The organism is Parabacteroides provencensis (genome assembly GCF_900232875.1).
GTDB lineage: Bacteria > Bacteroidota > Bacteroidia > Bacteroidales > Tannerellaceae > Parabacteroides > Parabacteroides chinchillae.
Genome location: NZ_LT960490.1, coordinates 114,563 through 128,488, shown reverse-complemented (window position 1 = coordinate 128,488; position 13,926 = coordinate 114,563). Strand labels below are relative to the sequence as shown.

General features: G+C 52.2%; 8 protein-coding genes. All 8 read right to left on the bottom strand.

Annotated features, from left to right (window positions below; genetic code table 11):
- Positions 1 to 21: 21 nt before the first annotated feature.
- Positions 22 to 663 (bottom strand): LysM peptidoglycan-binding domain-containing protein, encoded by a 642-nt coding sequence (locus CTY47_RS11755; RefSeq protein WP_099464983.1) that lies wholly within the window; start codon positions 661 to 663, stop codon positions 22 to 24.
- A 7-nt stretch (positions 664 to 670) separates the two neighbouring features.
- On the bottom strand, positions 671 to 1,657 hold the full coding sequence (locus CTY47_RS11750; RefSeq protein ID WP_233202191.1) for an OmpA family protein: 987 nt from the start codon (positions 1,655 to 1,657) through the stop codon (positions 671 to 673).
- 311 nt (positions 1,658 to 1,968) lie between these two features.
- Entirely contained in the window at positions 1,969 to 4,086 is a 2,118-nt protein-coding gene (locus CTY47_RS11745) for an Lcl domain-containing protein (RefSeq protein ID WP_099464981.1), read from the bottom strand.
- 981 nt (positions 4,087 to 5,067) lie between these two features.
- Positions 5,068 to 8,232, bottom strand: coding sequence for a DUF4906 domain-containing protein (locus CTY47_RS11735; RefSeq protein WP_143813382.1), 3,165 nt, complete (start codon positions 8,230 to 8,232; stop codon positions 5,068 to 5,070).
- 23 nt (positions 8,233 to 8,255) lie between these two features.
- Positions 8,256 to 10,694, bottom strand: a complete 2,439-nt coding sequence (locus CTY47_RS11730) for a DUF4906 domain-containing protein (RefSeq protein WP_099464979.1) — start codon at positions 10,692 to 10,694, stop codon at positions 8,256 to 8,258.
- A gap of 20 nt (positions 10,695 to 10,714) precedes the next feature.
- Complete coding sequence (locus tag CTY47_RS11725; protein WP_099464978.1) at positions 10,715 to 11,785, bottom strand: BF2992 family fimbrillin-A clan protein; 1,071 nt, start codon at positions 11,783 to 11,785, stop codon at positions 10,715 to 10,717.
- Positions 11,786 to 11,803: 18 nt separating this feature from the next.
- The gene (locus CTY47_RS11720) at positions 11,804 to 12,778 is read right to left on the bottom strand and encodes a fimbrillin family protein (protein WP_099464977.1); all 975 of its coding nucleotides are present in this window, start codon (positions 12,776 to 12,778) and stop codon (positions 11,804 to 11,806) included.
- Positions 12,779 to 12,878: 100 nt separating this feature from the next.
- The gene (locus CTY47_RS11715; RefSeq protein ID WP_099464976.1) at positions 12,879 to 13,889 is read right to left on the bottom strand and encodes a hypothetical protein; all 1,011 of its coding nucleotides are present in this window, start codon (positions 13,887 to 13,889) and stop codon (positions 12,879 to 12,881) included.
- Positions 13,890 to 13,926: the final 37 nt, after the last annotated feature.

Genomic DNA, 13,926 nt, shown 5'->3' with positions numbered 1-13,926 from the left:
GCCATCTCCCAACCGGGCAGTTTATCGTCCGGTCAGGCTTTTAGCCAACGCCCGTGCCCGCCTTAACGACGAAGGGTCCGAGGCATCTATACCATACTCTTCCTTGCGCGGCAAGCGCAAACGTATGCCCAGCGGCAACACGTCCGGGTCTTTCAGCACCCGGCTGTTGTAATCAAATATACACACCCAAAACACCCGGTCGCCATAATAGCGTGCAGCCAGATTCTGCAACGTCATGCCTTTGCTGGTCAGCACATATTCGGGCACATGCCCTGCCATGCGCAGCAGTTCCGTTGCGGGTTCTTTCCGTACAGGTTCTTTCTTTGCCCGGGGCTTCGGCGCAGGTGGTACCCGTTTTATAATTTCCGGCACCTCTTCCGGCTCCGGTTCAGGTTCCGGGATAGATTCGGGTCCTGCCGTTTCGGGCGCCGTAAGCGCATTAGTTGCGGCAGGCACAGCCACCGGCTGCACCATTACCGGTTGTTGCCGGTTATATAGCAGCAGCGACAAGCCGGCTCCAAACAACAACATATTCACACCCAACAGCACACACACCAGCAATATCAGGCTGCGCTGTTGCTTCCGCACCTTATACATTTCCTTGTCTATCAACACAGGCAAAGTGGTACGGAAAGCATCTATATATTTATCTTCTTCCGCCAATGGTTTATTAATTTGTCAACTGTTTCACCCATTCCATATTTTTCCGCGCCTTAGCCGGACGTACCGGCATCGCCTTGCGGAACCAGTTTACCGCCTCTTCGTTATTATCTTCCAGAAGGCATAACACGCCCAAGTTGATCCACGAACGTGAATCGTCCTGAACACGGTCGAGGAAGAAACGCGCGGCTTCCACATCGCCGTTTTCAATAGCTGCTGCCCCGGCATTAAGTTGCGCCAGTGCACAATCCGGAAAACGGTAGGCGGCCACCTCATATACTTCGCGATATTGCTCCGTGCCGGGGCGATACACTTCGGCCAGCGAGGCCAGTTCGTCGCACCCCAACGTTTCGGGGCGTTCGTTAAAGGCCGTTACCAGAGACAACACATCCGCAGTAGAGGATGCAGAAACGCCGGTACCCAGCGACAGGACTGCCCTGTCATATTCCACCGTCAATTGCATACGCCGGAGCCCGGCAAACAAGCTCTTCTCCATATCCTTCCAGACCTTGCCGCCACCCAGGGCTTTCAGGGCTTTCCGGCGGGAATCAGGATCGGACGTGCGTGCCAACACCGACGCCACTTGTGAGGCATAAGGTTTGCCGGCTTCCCGAGCCAAACGGTTCAATCCGTCCCAATCTTCGGAACACTGATCCACCACGATCTTCTGTTCCGGTATCCCGGACTCTTGCGAAAGATAACGGCGGAAACGGACTGCCCTTCCCAAAGCCAATTCTTCATTCTTTGCCGTATTACCGTCGGGTGCTGCATATCCGGTGATACGCACATGCTGCAACCCTTCGCCTTTTGCGGCAAGGCCTTGCAGTTCGCGGCGCAGCCTGTCCAGCTCAACACGGTTGCCACCATAAGAAGGCAGCAGCTCCGTACTGCCAGGCTTAAACGCAAGAAAAGCCTCCAAACGGCATGTTTCGCGTTGCACCGGCTGCTTGGGAAGCCCATCCGGCAAAACCGCACCCGGTACAAAATACTCGATCATCTGCCTGTACACAGAAGCAGCATCCACCTGCAACAGCCCGATCACTTCGGTTCGTACCAAAGGGGTCGATTTGCCTGCCTTTTCTTCCCGTACCACTCCATCTTCAACCGAAAAACTCCGCGGTGCAGAGCATCCGCCTGCCAGCAAAAGGCAAGCCAATGCCAGAACTTCTTGTTTGTTCATTTTCTTTTATTTTATTATTTACCTTTATCTACTAATTTGTCAATTCGTTTTTGTGTGCAACTGCATCGATTCCTATTACTTCGGGCCTGAGCCAAAATTACTCTCAAACTTTACTTTCTGTATATGGATCAGATATCCCGGACACAGCGAACATAGCCGCCGTTGGACGTGCCGTTGTTACTGAAACTGCCATTGAGGAAGTACAGTCCGCAGCGGTAGCTGGCATAACCATCGTAGACCGAACTACTCCAGTACCAATTGCTGAGGAACGCAGCGAAGCCTGATACGGATTCTAATGCCGCCCTATTCTGATACATTGCGAACAACTCTATAATTGTAGGAAGACGCCAACCGCTACCAAGCTCGGTACATTCTGCCTTAGCTACACCAGTATCGTAACGATAACGACCCGAAGGCTGAGTCTTAGACACCTCGATGGAATAAGGAGTACTTATACTAGCAGAAGAAGAAGTACCCTTATAATCAGAACCGGTTGTGCCTGTAACTGTACCATAGTCATAATTGAATGGAGGATAAGCAGAAAGGCTATTCCCAGTATTCTTATAAGCCGTGGCTACGGACTGGTCGATGGTGACCACAGCTGGTAGCGGCAATGTATCCCGTACACAGCGGACATAGCCGCTCTTGTTGTCCAGACTAGCCCAACTGATGTTATCATTGTACAAGTAGAATACAGTACGATATCTAGCATTGTCGCCATAGACCGAACTACCCCAGTAGAAACCGCTGCGGAACGCAGCGCAGCCGGCACTTTGGAGGGCAGCCTGGTTATTATACATGCCCTTTAACTCCATATGTATTGGAACACGCCAACCACTACCTTTACCTTTACAATAATCAATGGCTGCCTGATAATTGACGATTGTTGTACCTCGATCGGTTTTCTCGACCTCTATAGAATACTCTCTGGAAACTGCCCAAATGGAAGATACACCATTACGATCCGAACCCGTACTGGAAGCAACGCCACCGTCATAATTGAAAGGAGGAAGATTGGAAAGAGGATAAGCAAAATTACCTAACCAACTCTTATAAGTATTAGTCAAAGCCTGATTAATCGGCACCCACACCGTAGCCGCGCTGTGCCATATCCGGGGATCGTCTTTCTTGTAATAGAGGTTGGATGTGTTGTTGGTTACTTCGTTTCTAATAAATTCAAGTGAATTGTTTACGTTTACCGTCAGCGTGTAGTTGGTGTGTCGGCGTAACGAGAAGTCTCCCACACTGCCGCTTTTGCCCATAAAGACGTCGAAGTGGCATGTGTAGGCATCGTCTGTTGCCAGGGTTTTGCTTCCTGTCAGCGTTACCCTCGCAGCATTGGGTGCTTTCAGCCTGTTTCTTTCGGTGGCGGTAGTGGCCGAGTAGCCGGATTGTACGTTTTCTCCTACATACCAGGTTACGGTGTTAGCATTTGCGGAGGTGGAGTTCTCCACTCCTGCGGGGTTTGTGTTGCTTCCTGTTCCGTCGTAGTTGTTTTTTGTTCCGAAGCACTTTTTGCCTGCGTTTACGAGTTGGATTCCTGTGCGCGGTATGGTTCCCCCGCCTTGTGAGCTATAGGGTATGGAGAAGGTTTGATTCACTACCGTTACTTTTGCCAGTGTGCGGTAGAGCTGTACGGTCATTATTGGATCAGACAAGTTAACCGTTGCCGTTCCGGCGTAGGGTACGTCTGCATCCGAACTGATCGTGTTCGTCATCACCAGTGTTTGAAAGGTTGCATAGTTTCCTGTGAAGTTCGCAAAGTTTCCTGTTCCTCCCGTGCTGGCGTAGCTGTTTGTTGCTGCATTGTCGTTTGCTACAATCACCAGTCGGCAACTTGTTGCTGCCGGATCAGCTACGTTTGTAAAGGTTACTATTTTGTTTGTGTTTGCCGTCATGGTTCCGATGTTGGCTCTGCCGTTGAACGTTCCGTCGCTCTTAAAGAGGAGGGCGTAGACGTTTTTCAGCGTTGTTGGCGCTTTGGTGGAAGGCATATCCGCAGAACAACTGTCTGTATCACTCGATACCAGTTCGTAGCTGAAGCCTGCCTTCTCTGCTTCGCTTCCCGAACGGGCGCGTTGAATACCGACTATTGACTCCTGAATGGGCGCAATTGTGGAGGTTAGGGTCAGGCTAATTGTACGCCCTCCGCCACCCGGCTCCACCAGGTCACTGTCGTTACACGACGGCAGGGTTGCCAGTAGCGCGAAGGCGCCGGCCAATGCTATAACAAGTTGTTTCTTCATATCTGTTTCTTTTTATTCATATTATGTTACTATTACTTTTGGCTTGACCCAAAAGTAACCAAAAGGTCAAGGCTACACCGTCTGGGCTACTCCGGCAAAAGACTTCGCTGAACCAGCGGAACTCGCTTCGCTCAAAATCGGTTCTGTCACTTTTGGCTTGACCCAAAAGTAACCAAAAGGTCAAGGCTACACCGTCCGGGCTACTTCGGCAAAAGACTTCGCTGAACCAGCGGAACTCGCTACGCTCAGACAGCCGCTGGTTTCGTCGCTGNAAATCGGTTCTGTCACTTTTGGCTTGACCCAAAAGTAACCAAAAGGTCAAGGCTACACCGTCCGGGCTACTTCGGCAAAAGACTTCGCTGAACCAGCGGAACTCGCTACGCTCAGACAGCCGCTGGTTTCGTCGCTGCGTCTTTTACCTGCGTTTAACGCCCGGCCGCTGATGCCACTAACAAGAAAGCTGCGCTTTCTTTAGAGATGGCCGATACGGCTTGAGCTTGTGCCTGCTTTTGTGCCTGTTTTCAATATGTCTGTTTTCGGTTACCTCTCTCTGGTTACCTGTTTTCAGTTATCTTTCTTCAAGATGGCTTTAGCCTAAGCTCAATTACCGCTGGTTGAAACCGACGGCTATTGAAACAAGGCTAAAGCCATTTTCTATCTGCTAATCAGATATCCTGTGCTTGTGCCTGCTTTTGAGCTTGTTTTCAATATGTCTGTTTTCGGTTACCTCTCTCTGGTTACCTGTTTTCAGTTATCTTTCTTCAAGATGGCTTTAGCCTAAGCTCAATTGCCGTCTGCTTCAGCTGACGGACTAAAGGGAGATCTATCTTTATTGGCTTCAGCCTAATTTCTTTCCGAAAATCTCCTTTTGACAATCCTTCTCAATTGGGCTAAAGCCCTTGAAAGAGGAGAATCTACTGCCTCCGTCGGTTGAAACCGACGGCAATTGAAACCAGGCTAAAGCCATATTCTATCTGCTAATCAGATATCCCGGACACAGCGAACATAGCTGCTGACGCTCGTGTTGTAGGCATTGAAAAAGCCATCACTGAAGCGCAGTATGCAGCGGTCACTGGCATAACCAGCGTGGACCGAACTACTCCAGTAGTAAGAGCTGACGAACGCAGCGAAGCCGGATATGGACTCTAGTTTAGCCTTATTCTGATACATAGCGAACAATTCAATCTGAGTAGGAATACGCCAACCGCTACCGAGCTTAGTACATTCCGCCTTAGCTGCACCAGTATTATATACATAAGTACCTGAAGGCTGAGTTTTAGATACCTCAATAGAATAAGGAGTATTTACAGTAGCACTAGAAGATACACCCCTATAATCAGAACCGGTTGTACCGGAAACCGCACCACCATCGTAATTGAATGGAGGATGAGTAGTAAGGTTAGGCTTAGCAGCCTTATAAGCATTGGCTACGGACTGGTCGATGGTAAGCACCGGAGCTGTAAAGTCTACATTACTATTATCGCCATTCGGGTCACCCGGTTTGATATTTATCTGTCCGCCGGCAAGCTGGGCTACCGTGAAGGTTCTTGATGTACCGGTAAAGCTACCGGTTCCTTTTACCGTAATGGTGGCGGTACGGGCTGCACCCGTATTCTGGGCTACGGCATAGGTAAAGCTCTTTGCACTGCCGGTTTGCGTATTGTCGCCGGTTTGCGAACCGTTTGCAATGGTACACCAGGCGGAATTGCTGGTAGCCTGCCAGGGGATATTGGCGGTTACCGATACGGCAGTGGCAGCCTTTCCTTCTTTGGGCACGTTCGTTACGTTGCTAAACGAAGCCGGGAATACGACCCCGTACTGCGTAACAGTTGCCGTATTGGAACGTAGCGGCAGTTCGCCCACGGTAGTAAATGTAAGCGTAGACGAACGTTGGGCGGTAGCTGTATTGGCAACTACCGTAATGCTTTTGGAGGCCGTGCCGTTGCCCGAAGCCACGGTTACGGCAGAGCCAGATACGGCGGCATTGGTGTTGCGCCCGGTCGTAGTAATGGTAAAAGCGCCGGTAGCGGGCTGCGGCCCTACGGCCTTAGTCTTGGGAGACGGGTCGGGCAAGGCTACCGAGGCGGTAAACGAAGGCGCCGAGGCGGCATGGTATACCGTGCCCACCCCATTGGTAGAAAAAGCCGCATAGTAATAGGTCTGTCCGGCGGTCATAGCCGTCCAGTCCACCGTTTTGGTTCCCGGAGCAGCCGGAGAGGCAAAAGCCAGGCTGGCAGCCGGGGTCGGCACAGCAGCAGACGACGAGAGCGTGCCCGGATTGCTCGTCCAGAGCTTTACGCCTGCCGCCGCAGGATAATCGTCCGCCGCATTCAGGCGTTCCGGCAGCGTGCCCTGAAACTTAAGCTTGTTTGCCTCGGTAGAAGTTACCGAGGCAGCGGTAGGCGTGGCCGGATAGTCTTTCGTACGAAACGACTTCTCTGTCGAACTATATACATATCCTTGTGCGTTGGAGGCATAATGGTAATAATAATAATCGGTACCCGGCGTCAGCGGGGTGAGGGTAACGTCATTGCCCGAACCGGCCTGGCGTATGCCCTGCCCAAGGGTAGGTTGCAGGCCTGTTGTCAAAGAATATACAATCCCCCATGCCGTAGCATTGGTAATGGCGTTGCCCGAAGAGGTGGCACTGCGTCCGTCGGTTGCCGAAACGGGAGCCACCAGCGTGGTAAGTACCGGCGCCCCGTCCGCATTGGTGGAGAAAGAGGCCAGCTCGCCATACAATGTCTGGCCGCCACTAACGGCATAAGAACGGAAATAATATACCTTCTTGGGCGTAAGTCCGGTAAGCGAAGCCGTAAAACTGCCGCCCGACAGGTTGGTAGAAGCCAGCTTGGTTGCACCCGAAGCGCCTTCAAAAGAGGTTTCGGCCTTATAATAAAAACCGTATTCGGTAAGGTTCGCCTGATTGGACAGGGTAGCCCGAAGCGTAGCGCCGGCAGAGGTGATACTCTGCACCAAGGGGTCGGTATGCAATTCGGGCATAAGGCCTGTTTCGGTCACACGGTTATCGCCCCCCGCCCCCTGCGAGATGGTACTGTTAAGGGTATAAATCGTATTGCGTTCGATATTGAAATCGGTTGTATTGTTGGCTCCCAGATAAAAACTATAGGTAAGCATGTGTGCAGGATTAGCCTTCTCTTTGGCCGTAAAAGTGATATACGTACATTTGCCGGAAGGCGCGTTTGCGCTGTACTTGTCGGACGGGCGCGATATGCCCGGGGTGCTGCCCCGCTTGTTGGCCGGCACATAGCGTACTACGGAGGTGGCCGGCTGGTCATTATTGTCGCCGTCGCAATCGGTCAGGGTAAACGATACGGAACCAAACGGGGCCGATTCGTCCGGATAGGTATCCCCAGCAGGCTCTATCAGAGGCATCGACTGGGGCACGTTCATGATCTTTCCGCTGTTTGCATCCGCCAGATAGCCTTTCAGTCCATAGCGAAAGTCCAGTTTTAGCCGGGCGGCTATGCGCTTGAGCTGCACCCGTACCGCATCCTGGCTACCGCTTTGCTGTATCAGTCCGGACTCTGCACCGTCTACCGTAAGGCGTACCACATTTACGCCGGTAAGCGCCCCAGCCAGGGGTATGTCGTTGTCCGTAGGCGACGGGAATTTAGTGTACAGGTCATAGGTTGCCGCTTTGAGGCCCGATTCGGTAGCAAAGGCGGCATCTCCCCCGCTGGTTGTAGTTTCGTTTACCACCAACACATAGACATTACAGCCTTCGCCTGCCACCAGTTTGGCGCTGATGGAGTTGCCGATGGTGTAGTTATCGATATCCGTCTTTCCTGTATTCTGTAATGTACCTCCTTTGTATTGAAGGACAATAGCCCGTGCATAGGTAGGCTGGCCTGCCCGGGTAGCAGCCGGCAAGCTGTCGGCCGGTGGAAAGCCCTGGCCGTTGCAAAGGCTATCGGCCTTGCATCCGGCAACACCCACGCTTTTGGTATCTACCGGCGTAACGGTTTGCAAAGGGATCACTCCGGCGGGTATCTGCACGGATAAAATGCTGCCGGAAGGTGCCACCGGCTCTTCGCCTTCTACCTCCGTTCCGGTACAGCCCCCTGCCAGCCATAGCAGCAGCAAGGCCAACACAGGCAGCGCTTGTAGTGATTGTCTTCTCATATCTTTACTGTTCTTTATTATCTTTATTGTTGTATGCACCGTACCGGCAGGGCAAGGTGAGAGTCCGTCACCTTACCGGGTGACACACTGCCACGCGTACGCGTGGTAAACTCCAATGCGTACGCGTGGGAAGCATCCACGTTGCCGGATGTCCAGAGGGCTCCCGTACCATAGTCGGAATAGCCTGATTGCGAGCGCCATCCGGTAGCAAAGAACCAGGCATTGCAACCGTTTTGTATGTATAACGCTCCGGCATCGGTAGACCTGTCGAAATAAGAAAGCACGCCATAATCCGCCAGGTCGTCAAAGGCTCTTTTGGGCGCTACTTTCCAGCCGGCCGGACAAGGGTCGGCTGCCGTTTTAGCCGTAGCCCATGCTCCACCGGCTGCGGCGGTTGTCTGGAATCCGGACGGGGTTATCTCCGTTCCGTTTATATCGTATACGGGCATTGCCGAAGTCTGGTTAATGCGCTGTGCCGCCGGCCAGGGTAGCGGGTAGCCCCACTGGTAAAGCATACCGAAGTGGAAAGAAGCGTCGAGCGCCACCTGTGCATCGTCGAGCAAGGTGCTTATGGCCTGGCTTCCCAGGTCGCGGTCCATAATGGCTTTGCCATCCCCTGCAACCGTCTTGTATTTGGCTCCGTAGGTTTGTACGCGTCCTCCGGCTACCACCTTCGAGGCATTTATTCCGCTTACCACGAATCCTTCCGGGCGGTAAGGTGTTACCCATATATGCCATCTCCACACGGTTGTTCCGCCCTTTGTACCCTCTATCACAGCATTAGCCGCCGATACTTCGGGGTTGATATGTGCCAGCACGGTCGTATTGGCAGCATCATAAATAAGGTCTGCCCCCTTGGTCAGAGGGAGTTTGCCGGAAGCAGTTCCGTTGTCGCGCGTTTGCCACAACAGGGTTACGGCATCAATATCTTTCAGTGTCCCGAGCGCATCTTTGGGTTCGAACATCAGGGTCTGTCCCGGACGTGCCATCTGGCAGTTGGCTGCACCTTGCAGGGCAGGCGTGGCGAATGTATATACCGGCCCGTAGGTTTCGCCCTGGCTGTTGGCCGCAAAAGAACGTACATAATAGGTGGTGCCCTGCTGCAATCCGGTAAGCTTGCCTTCATATTCCCCGGAGATAAAATTACCGCCGGAGATGGCCGAAGTCACGTTTGTCCCTCCTTCTTTCAGGCCTGCTTCACTGCTCACCGTTGCCGAATAGACAAATCCGCGGCGGGTAGTGCTTCCGTCTACTGTCATATACGAAACAGCAACGGCTTCGGTGCGTCCGGTCTGCCTGACCGACTTCACGGCATCCATCACCGGCACGGTATTGGGGTTGTTGTCTATCTCTCCGGCTTCGGCCAGTGCGGTGTAGGCTTGTCCGTACACCCGGATGCGGCTGTCGGAGGTATTTTTCCCACGGATGGTGATGCTGACGTTGTAAGCCGAATTGCGTGCCAGATTGTAGTCGGTTACCGAGTTGCCCCCTATATAGTTGCGATAGACAGCGCCGTATGTATAGTTGCCCACCGTATAGTCTCCTGTAATCTCGACGTAGGTAGCCGCATCGCCTTCGCCGGCTTGCACGGCATTCAGGTTGGCCGCCGTTTTGCCGGACGAGCTTGTCGCCGTACCGGTTCCGCGCCGGTTTTCGGGCATATACCAAAGTACGGAAATCTCTCCCGTCCCGTTCTTCGTAATGTCTCCGTAGTTGTCTATCGGGGTTATGCTTGTTTTTGCAGGAAAGGGTGTTGCCGCAGAGGGTGCCAGCCAGGCGGCATCGGGCACGTGGTTCAGCCGTACGGACGATATTTTAAAGTTCTCGCCGTTGGGCAATACGGACTTAACCGTCAGGTTTACTTTGGCCAGCATACGTTCCATCTGTATGGTCGCCACAATGGGGCTTCCGCCGTCGGCATTGCTTTTTATCTCTCCGTTCCAATATCCTACCATGGGAATCGTACCATTGCTAAACAGGTCGGGCTCGTCGGTTATTGTCTGTTTAATAGCTTTAAAAGCCGACAGAGCCGAGCCGTCGCCCAATCCGTCGAGCGCCGCCCCCAAAGCAGAAGCGGCAGGGCAGTTTGCTACAAACACCAGTGTTTGCGAAGTGCCCGGCACCAGGTTGTTCAGGTTCTGATCGGCCGGCGACAGGGTAGCGCCTTCGTAGGTATTCTTGCCTACCAAAGTGGCGGCATCGCCCGTGCCGTTGTATTGTAATACCCAGAGGTGAATTATCGTATTCTCGTCTACCCCGGTAACAGCCGACGTGCGGGTAAGAGGAACCTCTCGGGCTCCCGCACCGGGCTGTTCGTCAAGGCTGATAGCCGTAAGCCTGAGCGACAGGTTGCCTTGCGGCACCAACGTATCGAAACTGTCTGTGCAAGCAGAAACCAGCAGCAGCAGCAAACACCCTGCCGCTATAGCCCAGCTTGTATATGTATGTTCAATTCTTTTCATCCTATATCTCTTTTAAAGCATTATACACCCATGTCATCACCGTATGTTATACCGGTCCACTGCCCTACCAGTATTTCCTGTCCGCTTCCTCCCATGCTGCCGTCCCAGCCAAACTGGTTCCAGTCCGTAACTACCAGCATAATATCTCCGCCTTCGCGGAGGTCTCTCACCCGTATCCGGAAATGGTAATATTTCCCTGGATCAAACATACGGTTCTCTATTTGTCCTTTAACAGTACAGTTTGTCATCCCCTTGCCGTCACCCAGGTCTATCTGCGTGTCGATGGCTATATTGAAGTTTCCCACCGGCCGTGGCAACACCATGCGGTCTTGCCTGTAACCCGTTTCGGGGGCGGATTGCGGTACAAAAGCATCGAAGCGGAGGGTGTCCAGTCCGGCTACGGTCCGGAAGTTGCCTCCCGTATCATCCAGTTTAAAGGCAACCGGCCCGTGCGGCTGGCTGTAGAGTACCATCTGCGAGGGCTGCCCCAGGGTCTGGTAGGTGGCGTCGGCCGCTTTCTCTATCACGAACTCCAAGCGGCTCGCCTTATGTGCCAGCGGGGTAAGCGCTACAACAGTCCCTTCGGACACAGACACCTTCGTCATACTGGCATGTATATCCTGCCCATGGGTGAATACCACGGGCGTTACTCCCAATACAGGCAAGACGCTTTCGCCCGGCATCAGGGCGTAGAAGTGATAATTGCCGGCAGAGAGTTCCAGGTCGGAATCTCCGGACACCACCGTCATTTGCCCGTCTGTTACGTCATACAGTTTCTGGTCGGTCGGCTGATCGGTCGTAATACTTGCCCCCGCCGGATAAACCAGCAGGCGCAACCGGCCCGAAGCCACTGTTTGTGCCGCACGGGTAGCCGTCCCTTCTTCTATGCGCAAGGGGGCAAAACGAACGGTATAACTTTTCCCGTCTGTTACGGGTTCCTTGCCCGGCCCGGGTACAAAACTTTCCATTTGCGTACAAGCTCCCAGCATCGACAGTAACATAAAGCATACTATACAGATTCCTGCCAGCCAAAAGCGCAAGCCCGGCAATCTTTTCCATTTATTATATTCATGTATTCCTTTCGTACACATTTTTTCTATCTCTCTTATTTAATTTGCATCAGTTACGCCGCCATCAATATTCTCCCAGTCTTCCAGCCTCACGCCACGTATGCTCAGTCCTTTATCATTAAGCACCAACACAATCTGATGGGCGTAGCCGCCCTCAAACCCGCCTTCGTCCGGCTTTACCGTCAAATCGGTAAAAGTCCCGACCGAGGTTTCCACATCCGCCAGGTAAGAACCGGCCGGAGGCAAAAGGGCATATCCCACCGCATCCGGCGCCGCTTCGTTGTGTGAAGTAACCAGTACCGTTTTCGTTTCATCGTTCTTGTCTTTATAAAGCACGGACGGAAGTGTGGCAACTGTGGAAAACGACACTTGTTCCGCTCCTTCCCCTACCACCGGCTTTAATTGCACGGTAGCAGTAGTTGCGACGTTCTTCCAGGTTACCTTTGTGATACGGAAGTCGTTCAGCCCGGCCAAGTCTTTTGCCGTACGGATAGCCGCCAGTTGCACCTGCGAAAGCAGATGATTGAATTCCATCACTTTATCTTTAGTAGCATCCGTATTACCACAAATACGGAACCCGTCCCACCGGTTGCCTTTCAGCGGAGCTGCATACATCAGGTCGGAGTTGGCGTCAAGCGTGTACACCGCCGTGCCGTCACCGGGCAGGATAGCTCCCTGCGGATTTAAGCCTGCCACATAAATATTATCACCCAGCGAAGGGTAGGCAGGTGTTTCGCCCTCGTAGGCAACTTCTCCGGCAACATCTACAGTTGCATTCTTTTGCCAACGCAACCCGCCGCTAAAATCTTCCCTGTCCGAACATACCAGTACCGGCTCGAAAGCATCCCCTTCGTTCACCACTGCGCGGGTAGTGCTGCCGGCACGAAGAGTAACGGGCACCGGCATCTCTTGCTCCGGAGTTTCCTCCTCCCGGCCGTACATTTCACCGGCCGTACACCCAACTTGTATAAGCAGGCAGAACAGGCCAAACAGAATATATCCGTATCGTTTCATCTCTTTCTCTCTTTTATTTTGTATCCGGGAGGGGAACCTTCAACCCCGCCCGGCCTATATCAGATGCCTCCCGTAACAGGGAGTATGTACATTTTATAAATTATAATTCCGCTTCACCGGAATCACCTTCAGCCCATTCGATTACAGAAGCAGAAACGTTCAACTGGATCTTGCTCTGGTCTGCGTATGCAGGAGCATTGAACTTCAAAGAGATCTTATGCTTCTTACCTACTACAGATACCAGGTTGCTGGTTGCGTCTTTCTTTATCAATACGTTCGGGAATGTCTTATCCACTCCGTTTACAGTAATTACCACATTCAGGCGTATTTCGGCAGAAGGAGCCACCATAACCGGGTCGCAAACGCTTTTCAATTCATTAGTCAGCGCTTCGCTGCTTACATTCTGTACAGACAGGTTAGCCTTGTTTGTCCATGTGATGGCACCGGTTGCCACATTCATGCTTTTAGGCACCTGTGCATTGATAACTTCAATGCTCTTGATAGTAACCGGGCCGGCAAATGCACCGCCTGTTGTAGGATTGTGTGCTACGGTATCGGCCATGAAATAAAGCTGTGAAGTCTGGTGGCTGAATTCCAAAGAGGCACTTGCTGAAGCTGCTGCCTCTGCTGTTTTAAAGTCTACAGGTTTGGCAAACATCACGTCTTGCTGTCCGTCGGTAGAAGCAAACGTAACGGTTTGGTTATTCAACGTACCGCCTGCAGGATGAACGCCGGCAACATAAGCACGTAAGGTTGCTTCATCTTTAGTACCCGGATAATACAATATCTTGGTAAGAGACACTGCCTGGGCTGTTGCATTTGCAGTAAACGTACCGGTAGTTTTGTCATAAAGAGTAGACAATGTATCCGTATTTATAGAAGCTCCATCCTGAGTAGCCATGAAACACAGGAAATCGGCTGTTACATTGTCATTCGTACTAATAGGAGCACGGGTGATAGCAGAGCGGGTTGTCATACCATCTACACCAGTACCTATTTTCAGTTCCATTCTATCGCCTTCGGTTGGTACTTCGGGACCATCGAATTCGTTGTTGCTGCAACTTGTCATTGCAACGGCTGCCATAGCAACCATAATCATACTTTTGTTCATAACTTTATTATTTTAGTATTTGTCAAATGAAGGTTCT